This window comes from Erythrobacter sp. SG61-1L (assembly GCF_001305965.1).
Taxonomy (GTDB): domain Bacteria; phylum Pseudomonadota; class Alphaproteobacteria; order Sphingomonadales; family Sphingomonadaceae; genus Andeanibacterium.
In genome coordinates this window covers 852,814-871,253 of record NZ_JXQC01000003.1, presented here as the reverse complement: position 1 = coordinate 871,253, position 18,440 = coordinate 852,814, and the positions used below count along the sequence as shown (strand labels likewise).

General features: G+C 60.0%; 28 protein-coding genes. 25 read left to right on the top strand and 3 right to left on the bottom strand.

What is annotated here, in order from left to right; all coding sequences use genetic code 11:
• Window positions 1–16 precede the first annotated feature (16 nt).
• The gene (locus SZ64_RS18520; RefSeq protein WP_156313508.1) at window positions 17–397 is read left to right on the top strand and encodes a hypothetical protein; all 381 of its coding nucleotides are present in this window, start codon (window positions 17–19) and stop codon (window positions 395–397) included.
• Window positions 398–847: 450 nt separating this feature from the next.
• On the opposite strand, the gene SZ64_RS04535 is transcribed toward SZ64_RS18520, so the two are convergent.
• The 3 genes from SZ64_RS04535 to SZ64_RS04525 all read right to left on the bottom strand — a co-directional run bounded on the left by SZ64_RS04535 (window position 848) and on the right by SZ64_RS04525 (window position 2,469).
• Window positions 848–1,534 carry a helix-turn-helix transcriptional regulator gene (locus tag SZ64_RS04535; RefSeq protein ID WP_206742896.1) on the bottom strand — a complete coding sequence of 229 codons (687 nt, stop codon included), beginning with the start codon at window positions 1,532–1,534 and terminating at the stop codon, window positions 848–850.
• 370 nt (window positions 1,535–1,904) lie between these two features.
• A complete protein-coding gene (locus SZ64_RS04530; protein ID WP_054529731.1) occupies window positions 1,905–2,168 on the bottom strand; it encodes a hypothetical protein in 264 nt (87 codons plus the stop codon).
• A gap of 46 nt (window positions 2,169–2,214) precedes the next feature.
• Window positions 2,215–2,469 (bottom strand): hypothetical protein, encoded by a 255-nt coding sequence (locus tag SZ64_RS04525; protein WP_054529730.1) that lies wholly within the window; start codon window positions 2,467–2,469, stop codon window positions 2,215–2,217.
• 76 nt (window positions 2,470–2,545) lie between these two features.
• Between SZ64_RS04525 and SZ64_RS04520 the strand changes: the two genes are divergently transcribed.
• From SZ64_RS04520 to SZ64_RS04420, 24 genes are all read left to right on the top strand, one after another.
• Complete coding sequence (locus SZ64_RS04520) at window positions 2,546–2,770, top strand: hypothetical protein (protein ID WP_054529729.1); 225 nt, start codon at window positions 2,546–2,548, stop codon at window positions 2,768–2,770.
• On the top strand, window positions 2,763–3,182 hold the full coding sequence (locus tag SZ64_RS04515) for a hypothetical protein (protein WP_054529728.1): 420 nt from the start codon (window positions 2,763–2,765) through the stop codon (window positions 3,180–3,182). Before SZ64_RS04520 ends, SZ64_RS04515 begins: the two co-directional genes overlap by 8 nt.
• 12 nt (window positions 3,183–3,194) lie before the next feature.
• Window positions 3,195–3,455, top strand: a complete 261-nt coding sequence (locus SZ64_RS18720) for a hypothetical protein (RefSeq protein WP_162225075.1) — start codon at window positions 3,195–3,197, stop codon at window positions 3,453–3,455.
• A 1-nt stretch (window position 3,456) separates the two neighbouring features.
• Entirely contained in the window at window positions 3,457–4,065 is a 609-nt protein-coding gene (locus SZ64_RS18180; protein ID WP_162225074.1) for an HNH endonuclease, read from the top strand.
• A gap of 1 nt (window position 4,066) precedes the next feature.
• Window positions 4,067–4,582 (top strand): hypothetical protein, encoded by a 516-nt coding sequence (locus SZ64_RS04505; protein WP_054529726.1) that lies wholly within the window; start codon window positions 4,067–4,069, stop codon window positions 4,580–4,582.
• A 35-nt stretch (window positions 4,583–4,617) separates the two neighbouring features.
• Window positions 4,618–5,205, top strand: a complete 588-nt coding sequence (locus SZ64_RS18175) for an HNH endonuclease signature motif containing protein (protein WP_082384430.1) — start codon at window positions 4,618–4,620, stop codon at window positions 5,203–5,205.
• Window positions 5,206–5,345: 140 nt separating this feature from the next.
• Window positions 5,346–5,804 (top strand): hypothetical protein, encoded by a 459-nt coding sequence (locus SZ64_RS04500; RefSeq protein ID WP_156313504.1) that lies wholly within the window; start codon window positions 5,346–5,348, stop codon window positions 5,802–5,804.
• The gene (locus tag SZ64_RS04495; protein ID WP_054529724.1) at window positions 5,801–6,283 is read left to right on the top strand and encodes a hypothetical protein; all 483 of its coding nucleotides are present in this window, start codon (window positions 5,801–5,803) and stop codon (window positions 6,281–6,283) included. The genes SZ64_RS04500 and SZ64_RS04495 overlap by 4 nt, the downstream gene beginning before the upstream one ends.
• Window positions 6,277–6,690, top strand: a complete 414-nt coding sequence (locus SZ64_RS04490) for a hypothetical protein (protein ID WP_054529723.1) — start codon at window positions 6,277–6,279, stop codon at window positions 6,688–6,690. Before SZ64_RS04495 ends, SZ64_RS04490 begins: the two co-directional genes overlap by 7 nt.
• Window positions 6,690–7,514: a DUF1376 domain-containing protein gene (locus SZ64_RS04485; RefSeq protein WP_054529722.1), complete on the top strand. Its 825-nt coding sequence runs from the start codon at window positions 6,690–6,692 to the stop codon at window positions 7,512–7,514. The genes SZ64_RS04490 and SZ64_RS04485 overlap by 1 nt, the downstream gene beginning before the upstream one ends.
• Window positions 7,507–8,100 carry a hypothetical protein gene (locus SZ64_RS04480; RefSeq protein ID WP_156313503.1) on the top strand — a complete coding sequence of 198 codons (594 nt, stop codon included), beginning with the start codon at window positions 7,507–7,509 and terminating at the stop codon, window positions 8,098–8,100. Before SZ64_RS04485 ends, SZ64_RS04480 begins: the two co-directional genes overlap by 8 nt.
• Window positions 8,097–8,306, top strand: coding sequence for a hypothetical protein (locus SZ64_RS04475; protein ID WP_054529720.1), 210 nt, complete (start codon window positions 8,097–8,099; stop codon window positions 8,304–8,306). Before SZ64_RS04480 ends, SZ64_RS04475 begins: the two co-directional genes overlap by 4 nt.
• Window positions 8,303–8,491: a hypothetical protein gene (locus SZ64_RS04470; RefSeq protein WP_054529719.1), complete on the top strand. Its 189-nt coding sequence runs from the start codon at window positions 8,303–8,305 to the stop codon at window positions 8,489–8,491. Before SZ64_RS04475 ends, SZ64_RS04470 begins: the two co-directional genes overlap by 4 nt.
• Window positions 8,488–8,703 carry a hypothetical protein gene (locus SZ64_RS18515; protein WP_156313501.1) on the top strand — a complete coding sequence of 72 codons (216 nt, stop codon included), beginning with the start codon at window positions 8,488–8,490 and terminating at the stop codon, window positions 8,701–8,703. The genes SZ64_RS04470 and SZ64_RS18515 overlap by 4 nt, the downstream gene beginning before the upstream one ends.
• An 88-nt stretch (window positions 8,704–8,791) precedes the next feature.
• Window positions 8,792–9,424 carry a hypothetical protein gene (locus SZ64_RS04465; RefSeq protein ID WP_156313499.1) on the top strand — a complete coding sequence of 211 codons (633 nt, stop codon included), beginning with the start codon at window positions 8,792–8,794 and terminating at the stop codon, window positions 9,422–9,424.
• A gap of 121 nt (window positions 9,425–9,545) precedes the next feature.
• Window positions 9,546–10,196: a hypothetical protein gene (locus SZ64_RS04460; protein WP_054529717.1), complete on the top strand. Its 651-nt coding sequence runs from the start codon at window positions 9,546–9,548 to the stop codon at window positions 10,194–10,196.
• Window positions 10,180–12,348, top strand: coding sequence for a terminase gpA endonuclease subunit (locus SZ64_RS04455; RefSeq protein WP_054529716.1), 2,169 nt, complete (start codon window positions 10,180–10,182; stop codon window positions 12,346–12,348). The genes SZ64_RS04460 and SZ64_RS04455 overlap by 17 nt, the downstream gene beginning before the upstream one ends.
• 5 nt (window positions 12,349–12,353) lie before the next feature.
• Window positions 12,354–12,659, top strand: a complete 306-nt coding sequence (locus SZ64_RS04450) for a hypothetical protein (RefSeq protein ID WP_054529715.1) — start codon at window positions 12,354–12,356, stop codon at window positions 12,657–12,659.
• Window positions 12,659–14,194, top strand: a complete 1,536-nt coding sequence (locus tag SZ64_RS04445) for an SGNH/GDSL hydrolase family protein (protein ID WP_054529714.1) — start codon at window positions 12,659–12,661, stop codon at window positions 14,192–14,194. The genes SZ64_RS04450 and SZ64_RS04445 overlap by 1 nt, the downstream gene beginning before the upstream one ends.
• A gap of 51 nt (window positions 14,195–14,245) precedes the next feature.
• Window positions 14,246–14,491 carry a gpW family head-tail joining protein gene (gpW, locus tag SZ64_RS04440; RefSeq protein WP_054529713.1) on the top strand — a complete coding sequence of 82 codons (246 nt, stop codon included), beginning with the start codon at window positions 14,246–14,248 and terminating at the stop codon, window positions 14,489–14,491.
• The gene (locus SZ64_RS04435; protein ID WP_054529712.1) at window positions 14,491–16,206 is read left to right on the top strand and encodes a phage portal protein; all 1,716 of its coding nucleotides are present in this window, start codon (window positions 14,491–14,493) and stop codon (window positions 16,204–16,206) included. The genes gpW and SZ64_RS04435 overlap by 1 nt, the downstream gene beginning before the upstream one ends.
• Window positions 16,203–17,123: a S49 family peptidase gene (locus SZ64_RS04430; RefSeq protein ID WP_054529711.1), complete on the top strand. Its 921-nt coding sequence runs from the start codon at window positions 16,203–16,205 to the stop codon at window positions 17,121–17,123. Before SZ64_RS04435 ends, SZ64_RS04430 begins: the two co-directional genes overlap by 4 nt.
• 17 nt (window positions 17,124–17,140) lie before the next feature.
• Complete coding sequence (locus SZ64_RS04425) at window positions 17,141–17,704, top strand: hypothetical protein (protein ID WP_054529710.1); 564 nt, start codon at window positions 17,141–17,143, stop codon at window positions 17,702–17,704.
• Between the two features lie 27 nt (window positions 17,705–17,731).
• Window positions 17,732–18,415 (top strand): head decoration protein, encoded by a 684-nt coding sequence (locus SZ64_RS04420; protein WP_054529709.1) that lies wholly within the window; start codon window positions 17,732–17,734, stop codon window positions 18,413–18,415.
• Window positions 18,416–18,440 lie beyond the last annotated feature (25 nt).

Here is an 18,440-nt window from a genome sequence, read left to right as displayed (position 1 = left end):
CGAAGAGGATTCGGAAATGGACCTAGAAGTGTATCCGGTATCAGCCGTGCTTGGTGCAGCGGCAGCAATGGACGGCTCGCATATCCTAGTGAAATGCGCATGGAGTGATGGCGAAGAGTTCATTCTTCGCCTCCCGCTGCATATTGCCGAGCATTTGCAGAATGTCGTGCAGATGGCGCTCGCAGATGCGGCGCGGAATGGAGGGGGCCATAATTGCCAGCCTCCAATAGTCCGATCACTTGCCCTCCAGGCTTCTCCACAAGAAGGAGCCGAGATCCTGACGATCGAGATAGAAGGTGGGATGAACCTGCATTTTCAGGTCCCGTCCGGGAAATATCAGAAGGGCATTCTCCGTCTGCCGGATCCAGCCAGCCAGAACCCAATGCCGGATAGCTGAGTGCCAGTGCGGTCTGCTCAGCCGAAGTGAAAGGAGATGACACTGCACAGCGCCGCGGGAATCGGGAACGGCGCCTTCGGTTGCGGGGGGGGAAGTCGTGCATCGCCATCTCCTTTCGGAGACGGCAATTACAATCCGGTTGTTATGTGGTCAACAACTATTTTGTTACTCACGCCGAGATCAACAACCGAGGCGCGCGGAGATGGGATTTACCGCAGTTTAGAGCATGCATTGTATTCGACAATCATCCACCTCTGGTATTCCCGCTCATTGCCTTGGTTCAGCCATTCCTGCTTCGCCTCGCCGGCGGCGCGGCAAGCGTCCCGAGGATCAATCCCATTCTTTTCAGCGATTTCGAAACGCCTTTCCGCGCGCTCAGCTGCTGACGAGCAGGCTGACACCATCAGCAGAGAGGTTGCTGCAACGATTATCCTGCTCACCATGCACACCTCATAAAATCCGCCTGCCGAACCATACAACCCGCCCGATAACGCTGATCTCGTCAGCCAACCTTTCATGGGCCTGATACATGGAATTGCGGCTGATTACACGAATCAGGGGAGGATCGCTCCCAGGCACCTTTTCGAGATATTTGATTACGTGCCCATCTCCGTCCCACAGGCAAAACGCTCCCGGCTGGGCGAGTGATCGGCGCCGCGTATCCACCAGCAGCACATCGCCGCCAAAGAACTCAGGCTCCATCGAATTGCCCTCAACAGCCATTGCGAGCAGTGCTTGCGGGGAAGCCTTCAACTCACGTTCAATCAAATCTCGTGAGAAGGACATTAGGCCGGGATCATCATCACCTGTTCCGCCCATTCCCATGCCTGCCCACGTTGGCAAAACCTGAATTTCCACGCTCGCGTCCACCAAACCCATATGCAGGTGAGGGTCTTCGCTAGTTTCTCCATCTGCTGCCTGCAGCGCCGGTATGATGAATCGGGTCCACGGCGGCATGCGCTTGTTGTTGCCCTGCTCGAACTTCGAGAGGTTCTGTTGAGAGAGTTTGAACGGATCTCCTGCCTCAAGCGCTAGGCCGTTGATGCGAGCTGCCAGATCAGCAGCAGACATCTTTCTACGATCACGCTCTTTCTGACACCAGCGACCGGCTTCTCCTGGATTGTCGGGAAGTTTCATGGCCTCGCATTCTACAAAATTCGGGCCGCGACCACCTCCACAAAAGGGTTGTCCTGATAACAACTCGGTTGTATCAAGCCGGGTCATGACTGAAACCGTCCTTCAACGCGCATTGGCCGCACCCCCTTTCGAGGGAAACCAGAGCAAGTTCGCTGTGGCGATCGGCACGAGCCAGCAAAACATTTCCAATTGGATCAGGAAGCGAAGCCAGCTTCCGGCTGAGCATGTCCTTAGGGCTGAGGAAGTGACTGGGATTCCGCGCCATGAATGGCGCCCGGACATATATCCTGCGCAGCAACCAGAGGCTTCGCGGGCGGCATGACCTCTCGCCCGATCCCAATCGAGGCTGATCGCAATAGGTTCCGCGCGATCATGGCTGTTCTGCGGTCCGAGGTGGCCCGGGCGTATGAAACAAGTCCTCGATCGTTGCCAAAGCGCGCTGCAGCAGGAGGTAGGAATGACTGTTAGGGTCAGCCTTTTCGATTTGCGCTTCAAGTGCGCGGCAAGTGCTTTCCCTGCGCTCGTTGCGGTGGGCTTCAAGCGGCCATGTGCTGAAAATGAGATCGAGCAGGACCAGTTCATAGGCCGAGCATTTGGCGCTGAGTTCCGCGACCTGTTGGGCAAGTTCATCCATATCCAGTCTCCATCGTTGTGTCGCAACTCGGTGGCGGCACAAATGGCTATGCACTCCCCTTCGGCAAGCCCGGCAGATGAGCATCGCAGGATTCCAGAATCCGCTCCGCAATCCGGCGCGCGTCCTCGATCGGAACCGATACCTGGACACTTCTGGCGCGTGGACGTTTCGCGCCGCGAGCCTCGGCCCATTCCACCCGCCACACTAACGCTAGGCCCCCGACTGACGATTGGAAGCCCGTCAGCGGATGATGCTGGAAGGTGCCGTTCGGATTGCGGTCCCACTCGTCCTGATAATTCATGTCTCGAATCTCCATCGTCGTGTCGCAACGTCACGATGGAGGGCGGCGTCCCTGTGTCAAGCAAGGGCGCCGCCATATGAATTGGCCGGAAATCACATTCATCGCCCTTGGCGTCAGCTTCATCACGACTGCGCTGTGCGCCGCGTTCTTCGCCGGCGCGAAACGGCGCGCGGCGATCGATGCGGGTGAGCCCGCGGGTCGCGTGGCCGGGGACATCGCTGAAACAGCGGGCCCCGGCCTTTCTGATTACTCCTTTCATGACGCTGGAAATAGCAGCGCGGGGCAACAGGATCATGGCTGACAGTTCTACGATCATACGCGAGCGCCAGCTTGCGGTGCGCCGCGAGATCGATCGTCGCGGTATCTCGCTCAAGGCCACGGCGCTGGACAGCGATATCCCTTACGCCACGCTGCTTTCCTACTTGCCCGCACCCGGTTCACGCGATCCGGCCGTCATGCCGGTTTCAGCGTTGTTTTCCCTGATCGGCATCCTGCCCGACGATCTTCTGTCGCTGCTGCTGCCCGACACGAGGCGCATCATCACGGTGCCGGAAGAACTCGATCACGACGAGCTGTGCGAGGCGATGCAGGATTACCTGCACCACAAGGCGAAAGCCCATCACCCTGACAGCCCAGGCGGCCGTGAAATCACCGAAGACGAAGACGCCGAACTGGACGCGAAGGCGGCCCGGTTGGTGGCCGTGAAACCTTGAATGGAGGGAACGATGCAAGCGACTACCGCAATTCTGATACTCGGCGCGGCCTATGCTGTCTCGATCATAGTGCTGGTCTGGCTGATCAATGATCGGATCAAGATGCGCGCCCTGCTCAAGGATCGCGCCCGCCAGCTCGGACGCCTTGAAGCGCAATTCGTCCAGTTCCGCGCAGATGCTGAAATCGGCCGCAAGGCACGCGAACAGCGCGAAGCGGCCCGGATCAAGGCTGACGAGGCCAATCGCCGCAAGCGCGCCGAGAAGGCCGCCTGAAATGAAAGCAAACAAAGTCTGCTCTGTGGATGGTTGCCCCACCTCTCACGATGCGAAGGGCTTCTGCCGTAAGCATTATGCGGCGTGGAGGCGTTATGGAGACGCGCTTCACGATAAACGAACACTCGGCGCCCCATCGGCATACATGATTGAGAGTGTGCTGCTCAACTACTCCAATGACTGCATTTTTTGGCCGTTCTCAAAGTACGGGCGTGGCTACGGCCAGATTACCTTCGGAGGAAGGCACTGGAGCGTTCACAGACTGGTTTGCGAGATAAAATACGGTCCGCCTCCAACCTCATCGCACGTTGCAGCGCACTCCTGCGGAAATGGCCATCTTGGTTGCGTGAACCCAAAGCATGTTCGCTGGGCAACTCCATCGGAAAATCAAGCTGACCGCCTCATCCATGGAACAGATGCTCGTGGTGAAAAGGCTGATCGATCCAAGCTTACCGAGAACGATGTCAGAGCAATCTGGTGCCTCATCGGCACAACTTCACTGTCCAAAATTGCCGCGCAGTTTGGCGTGACCAAGGCTGCAATTCAGCAAATCTCAGAAGGAAAGTCGTGGGGTTGGCTCACGCAAACTTTGAAAGCGAAAGGAGAATAACATGGCCAGTGCAGCCAGGAAGGAAGACGGCGAAGGCGCCGGCATCAGCGGTGAATATTCGCGGCCCGATGCCGAGCGGGCATTTGAGATCTACGACAACCAGATCAAGGCCAAGCAGGCCCGGCTCGCGGAACTGCGCGGCGACCTGAGCGATCCCTATTCCCTGATCAAGGACGAATGCCATTTCCCGCGCAAGGTGCTGGATTTCATCGTCCATCTCGAAAATCAGGAAGACGCCAAGCGCGATCATATGCTTCTGGCGCTCAGCGAAGGCCTGAAACACCGCAAGCTGTTCCTGCCCCGCGATCTCGTGACGCTCGCCAATGGCGAGGACGGTAACGAGGTGATTCCCACCGGCGAACGCGAACGCCCCAAGCTGGCAACCCTGCATGGCAAGCCGGCCGATGACGGATTCGAGGCCAGCGAGGAAGAACTGGCGGCCCAGAAGAACCGGCCCAGCACCGAGACGGCACAGGCCGAAGCGGATGCAGCCGGTGAAGCCGAAGCTGCTGAGTGACGCCCCCGAGGGATCGGTTTCGGCCGATCCCGACGATGGCGACATTCACCGGGGGCGAGATTTTGACCAAGCCTATAAACCAGATCGACCCAGCACTGCTTCGGCGTTTGCTCCGTTATGAACCGGAGACGGGAAAGCTGTATTGGTTGGCAAGGACTGCCGATAGCTGGCCGGATGCACCACCTTCCAAACGCCAGGCGTGGAACTCTCAGTTTGCTGGGAAGGAGACATTCCGAACTTGCGGCAGCCACGGTTATCAGGCGGGTCCGATAATGGGGCGCACAGGCTTCCTCGCGCATCGCATCGCTTGGGCAATCGTGTACGGAGAATGGCCAACAGAAATCGACCACATCAACGGCGACCGATGCGACAACCGCTTGGAAAATTTGCGGATGGTCTCGCGTCGAACCAACACGAAAAACCGCCGTCTCTTGGCCAGCAACCGCTCTGGCGCACACGGCGTCTATTGGGCTCGTCATGCGGGAAAGTGGCGAGCAGAGATTAAATCAGAAACTGGACGCATTCACCTTGGTTACTTCACCAGTAAGATCGACGCGATTGCAGCACGTCGAGCGGCTGAACGCGAGCATGGCTTTCATCCTAACCATGGGCGAGCGGCATGAGGCTCTTAGCTCTCGACCTTTCCAAGTCGAACACAGGATGGTGTGTCTGGCACAAGGGTTGGCTGGCCCCCAGATACGGCAGTCAGCGGCTCGGCAGTGAATTCACAACTGACGGCGGGGTTTTCACCAAATGTCATGAAATGCTTGCCGAACTGCACGCTGCGGCAGGGTTTGATGTGATCTACTATGAGCAGGCAATTTTGCCTGCAAACCTCAACGGCAATACAAATCTTCGCGCACTTTCCCTCGCGTCTGGCCTTGCTGCTCATGTCGAGAGTTTTGCGCACGCCTACGGATGCCGCGTCTACGCCATTAACGTCTCTACCTGGCGGAAAGATTTTGTAACATCCGACCTCGTCAAGGACACTCAGCGAAGAGCACGGGCGAAACGTGAGCGGACGGGCAAGAAGGTCTCGGCCAGAGATGCTCTAAAGCAACATACATTGTCGCGCTGTAAACAGCTCGGCTTCGCGCCGCGCAATTACGACGAGGCAGACGCGATCGGAATCTGCGACTTCGCGCTGGTCTTCCATGAACACATCACACCACCCTGGCGCATGGAGAACATCCTGCTGCCTCCGTTGGAGGTTGTGTCGTGAGCCATTACGAAAGCCTCGATCACGTCAGCCCGCAGGGCTACGCCGCGCATCTCGCGACCTACATCAGCGACGCCGGAAAGATCCAGAAGCTCACCCGGCACCATTACAGCGAGACGATACCGCTTACCTACATCGAGGGCTGCATTGCCCACGAGCGTCGTCCGCAACGGTTACACCGCCTCAAAAGCAGCGAAGACAAGGCGATGCGCCGGGCCGAGATTGACTATCTGCGCAGCCTGCTGGTCGAGTTTTCCGAGCCCGGTTTCCCCGATCCTGAAAGGTTCGCTGACACCCTGCCGGACAATATCGTCCTCGCTCTGTTAGAGGCCTGGCGCAGCAAGGACCCTGAAAATTCTGGCTGCTGGCGCGTCAGCGATAAGATGGCACCGCAGATGTGGTCTTCCGGCCTCGTTGCCGTGAAGGGGCCCTACCTGACCTGCTTTGGCAATGACGTGCGCAAGGCGGTGGAGCAATGGTAGTTTATGGCACCTTGGCCCATGAAAATTTGCTGCTGCGCCATATCGAAGCCGTAGCCGATGCTGGAACCGTTCTTGAAGGTAACACAGGCCTTGCCGACGCGATCGGGCTGACCAGTTCGGAGCAGGTCCAGAAGCTGTTCTCCAAGCTGGTCATCGCAAAGCGCATCAAGGTTCAGATCATCAGCAATCGGCGTGTTGTGACCGTTCTGGAAACGGGCAAACGGACCGGAAAGCCTGTGGTCCCCAAGTCAAAGAACCATGTGCCGCGTGATCGCTCGGAAAGACCTCCAGCGCAGGTCAAAGAGGAAGCCGCACCGGTCATACAGACCCGCGATCCCTGCATCGCCTGCGGCGTCCCTTATCACCGCCATGATCGCCTTGGCTGCAAGCGGTGGAGGGTTCTCTGATGGGCCAGATCAAATGGTACAAACGCGACCCAGATGCAGCCCTCAACGGGATGATGGAACTCACCCTTGAGGAGCGCGGTGCCTACAACACCGTTCTGGATCTCATCTACACCCGCGACGGGAATTTGCCTGACGATGACCACTTCATTGCCGGGTGGTGCCGGGTCGATCTGCGCGTCTGGAAGCGGATAAAGAAGGTGCTGATGGAGCGCGGAAAGCTCTACATCCGCGACGGCCAGATCCGCAATTCGAAGGCAGATGTGGAGGTAACTAACGCCCTAAGTAGGGTCGGAAGTGCCAGAGACGCAGGACTTAGCAGTGCACGTAGCAAAAGCCGCAAGTCCAAGCCTGATGACAGAAAAAACAGTAACTTAGGTTCAACGGGCGTTGCGACGGATGCTTCAACGACCGTTTCAACTAACCACAACCACAACCACATAGAAGATACTAACGTATCTTCCCCCCCTATATCCCCCACGAAGAAATCTCGCGGGAAGGACTGGCCGGAGATCCCGGAGTGGATTCCGACTGAGCCGTGGAACGGGTTCATCGAGATGCGGAAGCGCTTCGGCAAGATGCCCACCGCTCGGGCAGCGAAGATGCTCATCGGGAAATTGGACGAACTGCGAACCTCGGGGTGCGACCCCGGCGCCGTGCTGGACCAATCGACCCTGAAAAACTGGACTGACGTTTACCCTCTCAAGGATCGGAACAATGGAACAGGCCAATCTTCCCGTTACGACAACCGAGACGGATTTGAGATCGCTCTCGACAACCGGATCGCTGCTCGACGCGCTGCGGGCGCTTCCGAAGCGCTTGAGTGACGCGGACCTCGCAGCGGTGCGCAAGGTGGCGGAATATGACCTGCCGGAATATCCTCCCTGCGATCCGGCTGCGCTGGAGGAAGAACTTCGGATGCTGACCGTTCTCCCTCGGAAGCAGGCTGGCGTTGTGACCGGCGAACTGCTCATCGCCGCCTACGTCCATGTGTTGGGGAAATATCCGAAGCCGGCCATCCGCTTCCTGCGCGATCATGCGCTGAACCACTGCAAGTTCATGCCCTCGCCGCCTGAGTGCGTTGAGATCATCTCTCGCTGGGAACGGCGTGATGCCAAGTCGAAGCGCTACGCTCGATCGCTCTACGATAACGAAATCCAGGCCAGATACGACGACGCGATGCGGGCCCTGAAATGGGGCGAGATGGAGCAGGCCCAGATCGACGCCCTGCCGGAGCGCTGGAAGCATCACGCCGCGGACAAGGGCTATGTCCTGCCGGAGAAGAACGAGGCTGGCGAGATCGTCCGGTATCTTCGCCGTCCGGTCGCTCTGGGCAATCCGGAAAGCCTCGGCCAGATCAAGGCCGCGCTTGGAGACAGGTTCCCCAGCGAACGCGATGGAGGTGCTGCATGAACCTGCCCCAACTCCTGAAACCGGACCTGATCGACGCGGCGCTCCTGGGTGCCACAGAGGATGCTCAGGGCCGAATGCTTGTCCCGGCCTATGACGTTCCGGATCACTTCACCGTGACGCGCGGCTTCGGGATGTATGACGGGTTCGCAGCGCTGAACCGGATCGGTCTGGCCTATCGCGCCGAACTGCTGACGAGGATCGCATGAAAACCCCGGATCATACCGATGGTGCGCCTGTGCGCAGCGAAGCCGAGCAGCGCAAGGCCGAGGTTAGGGCCCGGCTCGACGCGCTGATGAAGCCCAACCCCAAGGCCGGGCTGCGGTACGCCGCCAAACTGCCCGAGAAGCGCCGCAAGGCCTTCGTGAAGCGCCTCAAGGGAACGTGCTGGTGAGCGGCCCTATCCGATCATCTCTGGGACGCTTTGCCGGGTCGATGCGCGATCCTGACCCGGCCAATGCCCTGCGCAAGGCCAAGGAGGCCTACGACGCCAGTGACGGCGAAATCGTGCTGATCAACCGGGCGTGGCTGTCTAACTGGACTGACCAGAAGCAGCTCGATCTATTGGCCGTGAAAGCTTACGGTTTGGATAAGGGTAAGGTTTGAAGTGACTGAATATAAAGAGAAATCACCTGCCGGAACCCTGCGCCGCATCCGTTCGGAACAAGCCGCTGAGCGGCGCAGGGTCAGCGACATGCTGGCGCGCGACAAGGCCGACCGCAACCGTGAGGCGTTTCGCGAACAGGCGGAGATGGAGGTCAGGGAAGGCGTGTTCGTCAACCTGGCTGGAACCGTGGTCGAACCTACGCAGGAGTGGCTGGAAAAGGCCGACACAACGGCATTCATTCCCAAGCAGCCCAAGGGCACGGTGCGGGTCATCAAGACCGTCAAGCGGCTTGCCGTCCCTGTCGTGGTCAGGCTCTGCTCGGACGGAAAGCTGAGTTTCGAAGCCATGATGGCCTGTAAGCGCTACAGGGAGATCTATGAATTGACTGGCCTTGATGGCCGTGTCGCAATTGCTCGATATGGAATCCAGGGAACAATGCCGGGCCGCGTAATGGCGCCCTCAACGCGGATGCCTATTGCCGAATGGGAAGCAGTTGCCCGCGAGGAATATCGGGCAGCGCGGGATATCTTCAAACCCCGTCACCGCAAGTTCTTCGAGGCGATCGTTCTTGAAGATAATTCACCGCGCAAAGCCCGCGCAGGAACCTGCCGAAATGGCAAGGAAACCAAGCTGTTCAGCGCGCTTGCTACTGCACTGGTAAGGTTCTATCAGGACTTCGGTGTCCGACTTGTCCAGCGTGCCGGTGACGGCGAGGATTGACATGGGGACCAATTCAGCACATCTTTTCCGAAATCTACAAATCCGCCAAGAGCGGACAGCCCCGCCCCGCGCGGGGTTTTTCATGCCCAAAAAACGGCAGAATTACGGGACTTTCTGACGGATGGCCCGCAACGCTACATCGCTCACTGCCAGGCTGAAACGGCTTGATGCCGCAATCGAGAATGCGCGCCAGATCGCATGCGGTGAAAAGCTCAGCTTCGAGCCGATGATGCGGTTGCTGGGCGTGAGCCGCCCCGTCCTGCGGGGCTGGTGCGATACCGTGCCCGGAATGGAACAGGCAGGCTGCTTCGTTCGCGGTGGCAACGGGATCGAATGGGAATTCGAACCGCGCGCCACGATCCTGTTCCTGATCCGGCATTTCGAAGCCGAGCGCGATGCAGCATCGGCCAAGGCTCGCGCCATGAAGGACATCGCGGGAGGCGCTGCGCTTGAGGCGGTGCCGGACGATTTCGACATTCGCGAGACCCGCGAGATGGTGAGCCTGTCGATACAGGTTCAGGACGCGCAGGAGCGCCAGGGGCGCCTGATCGACGCGACGAAGGCCGCGACGGCGACGCGCAAGATGTTCGCCGCGATGCAGGATGCTGGATTGCAGGCCGTGCAGAAAATGGACCCGCTCGGCCAATGGCCGGCAGAAATCAGGAGTTCGGTCGAAGATGCTTTCCGCTCGCTTATGCTTACCCAGCAGCGGGCGGCCAAGGAATGTCTCGGTGAGATGGGGCAAAGCGGCCTGAATGGAGGCGCTGCTTAGCCCGGCAAGCCTGCAACGCCAGGTCAAGGCGCTTGCGGCCGGGGAATTCCTGAAAGACCCGCTCGATCTGCTGGGTGAAGCGCTGGAACTATACCAGCCACCGGAGCAGATCAGCACCGTCGATTGCGCAGAGAAATACCGCCTCCTGCCCGGCGCGGAGGGCGGCGCGGTGGTGCGGTATGACCGCTGGCTGACGCCCTACAATGTCGGGCCGATGCACGCGCTGGACAACCCCAAGTGCAACGTGCTGGTGATGCCGAAACCGTCTCGCAGCGGCGGGACGGCAATTGCTGAAAACTACCTGTTCAAGATGATCCGGCTCGGTCCCATGGGCCATGTGTCGTGGGTGTTGAACAGCGATGAGGCAGTGACGGATTACTGCCGCAATGTCGTGAAACCGATGTTCGACCTGAACCCGGACCTTTCCGCCCGCGTCGGCAAGGAACGGGGCGAGAATACCGACACGTTCAAGCGCATCAACGGCTATCCCGTCGAATGGCTCAGCGCCAAGGATTCGACGTTCCGAAACCGGCAGCCGGTGTTCATGGAAATGGACGAACCGGACGCCTGGGCCAAAAAATACGCCGCAACGCCGAAGACTCAGATGGATGGGCGCCAGAAGCTGCTGGGCAGCCGGCGCAAGGGCGCGATCATGTCGCACCCCGACCTTGGCTGGGCCAGTGGCGTAGCGGCCTGTTTCGAGGATTCGAGCCGGGGCATCTACGTGATGCGCTGCGCGGCGAAGCGGTGCCGGAAATATGCCGCGGCCTATGCCACGAAGTTCTGGGACGAGATCCCGGAATTCAAGCTGACATGGAACCGCAACGCGAACCTCTCCAATGACGCGAGGATCGATTTGGCGGAACGCAGTGCCCACATGCTCTGCCCCCATTGCGGGGCAAAACTGAGCGATGTGCAGCGCCGCGCCATGGTGGATGAGGCGCTGCGCGAGGGCGAGAAGAACGGCACCTTTGGCTGGCTGCACCGGGGCCAGACCTTCGACGCGGTCGAAGGCATTCTGGGCGAAATGGCCGACACCGAGACGCACGGCTTCTGGGTGCATGGCCTGCTGCTGAAATCGGTGACGGTGGGCAAGCTGGCCCGTGAGTACGAAGCCGCGCTGATCAAGTTCGAGCGGACGCAGGACGTGTCCGTACTCAAGGAATTCCTCAGCAAGGCGCTGGGGGAAATCTTCGAAGGCGCGGCCACTACGGGCGGCGTCTCGGCAAAGGTCCTCAAGGATCGTGTCAGGGAAGCCGGTTACGACCGGGGCACGATCCCGGAAGGCGTCCGCTTCGTAACCGCTGCGGTGGATACGGGCGGACGCTATTTCGACGTGATGTGGCTGGGCTGGGATCTCGAAGCCCGGTCATGGCTGATCGATCGCCAGACGCTGCGTCAGCGGCTCCACAGCGATGGAATCTGGCGTGACATCAATCTGGCCGGGAACATCGATGACTGGTCCGTCCTGCTCGACATGGTGGTTGCCCGGCGCTTCCCCATCGAAGGCAGACCGGACCTGGCCCTGCCCGTCGCGGTGACATGCATCGATAGCGGCGACGGCAACGTGACGTGGAAGGCCCGCGAATTTGCCCGTCGCGCCATGCGCAAGGGCTATGCCTGGGGCGGATGGTCCAAGGTAAAGCTGGTCAAGGGCTTCGCCGGCAAGCGCCCGATCCTGAGCGACCCGCGCAAGGTCGACAAGGACGAGAACGGCAAGCCGGTCGAACCGGTGACGCTGGAATACAATATCGGGGCCGACCGGGCCAAGGAACTGACGCTGGAACGCCTGGCTGTCAGGCCGGGCCGCGACGGCGCTCCGAAGCCGGGCCAATGCGCCTTCCCGCGCGAGCTGGAAGGTTTCTACATCGATCAGTTCTTCGGTGAGACGCTGATCGACGGGAAGTGGAAACGCAGCGGCCCGAACGAAAGCCTCGACCTCTATGGGTACAACGAGGCGGCCCGGCTGATGCTGCGGCCCGACAATGAGAAGAACATCTGGACCGATGAGGCCCGCCTGCCCGTCTGGGCGCGGCCTGTGCCCCTCCTGCCGGAAGGAGGTGATCCAAAGACCACCGGGGGCGAGGTCAAAGCAGGCGGGGCAAGCGCGTTTGCGCTGTTCGATCAGGCACTCAACCAGAGCGAGGAATAGGTGATATGGCAAACAACGTCCGCATCTTCGAGATGACAAAGGCAATCAGCCACCCGGCTGTGCCGCATCTCGGCCTGCGCAACGTGCCCTTCACGGCCAAGCAGCATGTCGAAGCAACCGGTACCAGCTCGGCTACTCCAATCGAGTTCAACGCTGCGACCAACGCGATTACCATCATTCCCGCTGTCCCGATTGTCGTCGAATTCGGAACGGCGCCTGTGGCCGATGCGACGAGTTTTCCGATCGCGGCTGAACAGCAAGCTGATTTCTGGGTCACGCCCGGCACCAAACTGGCGATCAAGACCGCCTAATGTCTTCATTCGGTTTCAGAGGCTTGCGCGGCCTGACTGGTTTTGGCGTCGGGTTGGGGCGGGGCATTTTTAGCCCCGAAAGGCTGTTTAGCATCGGACATGAAGAAGGCTTCGCCATTGACTTTGAAACGGCGCAGATGGTGGTGGAAGATCACACGACCAGCGCGAACAATTATCGCGGCCCAGTTTCGGGGAAGCTGGTAATAACTGGGTTGCTCACCAATGGCACGGACGGGGCGCACTTTGACGCCTCAAACTTTGCGCGTCTCGCGGCGGCCTCATGGCCCTACAGCAATACTCAAATCACTATTGCAGGCGAGGTGCGTTTCGACGCCGCAACCGACGCCGGGCAGCGAACAATCTTCGGTATCGACCCCGGAGGCAATGATCGTTTGCAGGTGATAGCTCTAGCTGGATCAGACGATCTCACGGCGAGTGTAGGCTTTGGCGGGAGTTCAGCCAACGTCACGGCAAACAACGTCATAACCGCAGGCGGATGGTTTACCTACGTCATCTCCAGCGGCCCCACGGGCACGTTCGTTGTCGTTGATGATGTGGTCAAAACCACCAACGCCACCGCCCTAAACGCCAATGCCACGCCGCCCGCTTATAACGGCATCGGCGCCGATCCGTTTAATACAGTTGGAGCTATTAACAGCTATCCCCAAAAAGGCGATCAGCGCTCATTGATCGTTTTGAACCGGGCAATTTCGAAGGAGGTGGCCAAGGCAGGCTGGCCGTTCATGCTAAGTCTTTCCTGTATTGGCGATAGCCTGACGCATGGTGTAGTTGCTGACGTTACGCAAGACGAAGCCTACCCGGCACTACTAAATGATAGGCTTGAGCGTATCGTTCATGCAATCAACGCCGGGGTGCAGGGCGACAGCACTGCCGAGATGATGAATCGCCGCACCGAGATCATCGCTGACGGAACTCCCGACATTGTCATCATCTATGGCGGCACAAATGATGTATCGACGGGAGGGACGGTGCAGGCATCGCCTACTCCGACTGACACGACATTTGCCATAGAGACTGGCAAAGGCAGCTATTACAAGGCAGACGGCTGGATCACAGTTGGCGGCGAGCAGAAGCAAATTCTATCTGTATCGGGTGACACCATCACGCTTGCCTCTGCACTTTCAGGCGGCGCGCCCGCAACTGGCACTGCGGTTGCAATCGACACGCAGAAGAACCTCACAGAACTAGCCCTTTATGCGCAGAGCAAGGGCTGTTCTAAAATCCTTATCGCCGGGAACCATTACTGGAATTGGACCAGCGGAGGCGACACAGTTGATACTGAACTGGCCCGCAATGCTACTCTGCGCACCAAGCAGCAGGCGGCAGCATCGGCAGCGGGCGCGGTCTACGTCGATCTTTATGAGTGGATGCGCCAACTAATCATCGACGGCATCTACACTCAGGGCGACAACGGGTGGCACAGTTCCAGTAATAACCAGCATCTGAACGAGGCCGGTCAAAGCATCCTGGCTGACGCATTTGAAAGTGCGATGCGTGAAGAGGGCTGGCTATGACCCCCATCACCGAATCTGGCGTGGGCCTGTCCAACGCGGAGAGTTGCTGACATGACAACCCAGCGCACCACGACCGAAATTCTGGCGGATCTTGCCGATACCCGCGCCGCTCGCAGCGCGCTGCTCAAAGGCGAACGCATCGAGGATGTGTCGCGCGACGGCAGACGGATGCGCCTTGCTACGGTTTCGCTCGAAGAACTCGACACGGCGATACTGAACCTTGAGCGGGAATATCAGGAAGCCGTGAACGCCGAGGCAGGCAAACCCCGCCGCTCCGCCATAGGATTCTACTACTGATGACACAGGCTGTTTCGGAAAAGCCGCGGTTTCGCGTGCGTGGGGATAGTTCCTTCACCGCTGTCAACAGCAGCGCCCTTGCCATGATGGCGAGTATCGGCGGTGGTCGCACCTATGACGCGGCGAGCTACGACAGCCGCGAAATGGGAAGTTGGTCCCCTCCCCTGTCCGCTGGGCTCGACGAGGTTCTGACCTCGCGCGACATGGTGAAGCGCCGCGCCCGCGATCTGGTGCGCAATCACCCGATCATTTCCGGGGCATCGGATCGGCGCGCCGAGGCCGTTGTTGGCCCCAATCTCTGTCTCGAAGCCATGCCGGCGTTTGAACTGATAGGCCAGACCCCGGATTGGGCCGATGAATGGTCCCGCAAGGTCGAACAGGAATTCGAGCTGTGGGCTCGCGATCCTCGCAAGCTGTGCGATGCGGAAATGACGCTGCAATTCGGCGGCATGGTCGAATTGGCCTATCGCCACTGGTGGAACGATGGCGAAGCAGCAGCCGTTATCAAGATGCTGCCCCCGACCGGCCCGCGCGTGCTTGCCCAATGGGAAACCTGCGTCGAAGTGATCGATCCCGACCGCATCACCAATCCGAACGGTGCGGCCGACAATACCAGGCTGACCAACGGCAACACGCTGGTCGATGGCATCGAATACAATTCGAACAAGGCCCCCGTCGCGGCGCATGTCCGGGTATCGCATCCCTCATCGATCCAGTCCGGCGCGACCGGCAATTTCAAATGGTCGCGCGTGCCGTTCTACGGTCGCACGGGCCGCCCGATCTTCGTCCACGCCTTCAAGCGCAACCGTGCAGACCAGCGCCGGGGCATCAGCCAGTTCGTCGCGGCGATCAAGCGCATCAAGATGTTCGATCGCTATGATGACGCCGAGATCGAAGCGGCGCTGCTCAATTCGGTGATGGCTGGCTGGGTTGAGAGCCCGGCCGCGACGGAGGATATTGCGGCGGCGCTTGCCCCGACCAGTGGCAGCGATGGTTCGGCTTCGGCGCTGCAGGTCCAGATGGCCTATCGCATGCAGAACCCGGTGCGCCTGAACGGCGTTCGGATGTTCCATGGCCTGCCCGGTGAGAAGCTGAACTTTCAGCGGGCCGAGCATCCCAGCGGCAACTACCCGGACTTCCAGGCCACAGGGCTTCGCGCCATCTCTGCCAATCTTGGCCTGTCCTATGCCCAGGTGTCGCAGAACTGGGCCGACATCAATTATTCGAGCGCGCGCGCCATGCTTAACGAGATCTGGCGCGGCCTGCTGCATGACCGCTGGCTGTTCACGCAGGCATTCTGCACCCCGATCTACCTCGCCCTGCTCGAAGAAGGCGTGGCCAAGGGCATCATTCCGGTGCCGGGCCGCAAGACCAATTTCTACAAGTGGCGCAACGCCCTGACGCTCTGCGAATGGATGGGGCCGGGCCGGGGGACTGTCGATCCGCTCAAGGAAGGGCAGGCCAACGAGTTCTTCTACAACATGGGCGTTACCGACGCTTCCTCGATCGCCAATGAACAGGGCCGGTCGCTGGACAAGACACTGTTCCGGCAGTCGCGCGAGGCCAAGGCACGCGAGAAATATGGGCTCGATCCCTATCAGGCGCTCAAGGCGAAAGGCGGAACCGGCGCGGGCGATGCTGGCAGTGACGCTCAGGACAACCCCGATAACGCCGATCAGGCCGCGCTGGGCAAACAACCGAGGGAAGACGCATGAAGAAGCGTGCCGAGCCCTGCCGCCAGCTTTCCATGCTGTCGCAGCGGGTTTTCAACGTCCCGCTGATGATCACGGAACACAAGGCCGAGGTCATTATTGCCGCGCTTCATCAACGTCTCGGCGTCGGCAGTTTCGAGCGGCTGGATGCCACGACGCTGGGTGCGACGGATATGGTCGCCCTCGCCGGCGATGCCCGGCGCGACTATGACAACTGGAAGCCCTACCATGCCGATGACGGCATTGCCGTAATCCCGGTTAGCGGCACTCTGGTTCACAAGTTCGGCTGGCTTGATCCCACGTCCGGCATGACGGGCTACGATGGCATTGCGCGCAAGTTCCGCGCCGCGCTGGCCGATAGCGAAATCCGCGCGATCTGGTTCGACATCGACAGTCCGGGCGGCGAGGTAGCGGGCTGTTTCGCGCTCTGCGAGGAAATTGCCAGGGCAACGCAGAGCGAAGGCGGCACCAAGCCCATCTGGGCATTCATTAATGAACAGGCCACCAGCGCGGCCTACGCCGTCGCGTCGGTATGCGACCGGGTCTATGGCCCGCGCACTATGATTACGGGCTCGATCAGCTCCTACATCATGTTCACCGACTTCTCGAAGGCGCTCGACAAGAACGGCATGGATGTGAGCGTTATCCGCGGCGCGCCGCGCAAGGGGCGCATGACTGGCGCCGAACCTCTGGACAACAAGGCGCGCGCCAAGCTGCAGTCCATGGTGGACGAGACGCACGACATTTTTTGCAGCCTCGTCGCCATGGGGCGCAATCTCAGTTTCGATCAGGTCGATGGCCTTGAAGGCGATCTGTTCAGCGGCAGCGATGCCCTTGAACTCGGGCTGGTCGATGGCGTGATGTCCGAGGCTGAGGCCTGGGATCTCCTGCAGTACGAACTGGGCCGCGTCGCGGCCTGACACCCGAGGACAATCCAATGAGCAAGCCCCGTTTCGGCGGGCTTGGCGGCGTCATGCGCGGCCAGGCCGAGATGCCGCGCGCGCAGATGCGCGACCCTGATGGAATGCCCGAAGGAGAGCCCGGCGAAGATCCGGACGATCTGGAGGATGACGATGAAGAAGAAGCCAATGGCTCCTGCAAAAAGAAGGACACCAATATGAAGGACCAGGAACAGCAGGCCGCAGCACCGGCCGGCACTGTGACCGCTGAGGCCATGGCCGATGCGGTGTCGAAGGCGCGGGCCGAAGAGCGCCAGCGCGTGACCGATGTTTTCGCCAGCGAACACGTCAAGGGCCGCGAAATGGCGGCGGCCGAACTGATCGGCAATTCTGACATGAAGGCCGAGGCCATCGTGGCGATGCTGCCGAAACTCACGCCGGCAGCCAGCGCCGATGAAGGCCAGCAGATGCTCAGCCAGATGCGCGAAGGCGGCAATCCCGACACGGGCGATGCGCCGGGATCGGGCGAACCCGTTGCCCAGGAAAATCACGGCTGGAGCAAGGCTGTGGCGAAGGCGGCCAAGCTGGCAGGCCGGAAGTAACCCTCCAGTTCCGAAAGGATTGAGAAAATGACGACTCTTACCGAAACTCCGCGGACTGGCGAATTCATCGTCAGCGAAGCGCCGGGCCGCCGTTCTCGCGAGCAGATTCTGCTGACGGGCGACAATTCCACCACCGTCAAGGCGTGCACTGTGCTTGGCGCTGTTGAAACCGGCACCCCCACTCTCACTGTCGGCACGCCCTTTTCCGGCGTTGGCGGCACTGTTGGCAATGGCACGATTTCTGCCGCCACCGCCGATGCTGGCGCGATGCCGGGTGACTGGCAGCTCGAATGCACCGCCACGGGCGCAACGGGCAAGTTCAAGGTCATCAAGCCTGATGGTACCATCGACGGCATTCTGACGATCGGCACGGCCTATAACGGCACGCGCTCGATCAACATCACCGTGGCCGATGGTTCGAACGATTGGCTGGTGGGCGACATCATCCCGATCAACGTGGCCTATCTCGATGGCGAATCCGTCCTCAAATATGAGGCGTATGACCAGGACGGCACGGATGGCTCGCAGATCGCGGCTGGCATCCTTTACGGTCCGGTCGTGGGCACCACTGCTGGCGCTGATGCGGTTGCCGTCACGCGCGATGCCGAGGTGAATGGCCGGCTTCTGGTGTGGCCCGCCGACATCACTGCCGATGAGAAGGCCAAGGCCATCACTCAGCTTGCCGCTCTCGGCATCATTCTGCGCTCGTAAGCGCGGCCCTCTTTTCAGAAAGGTA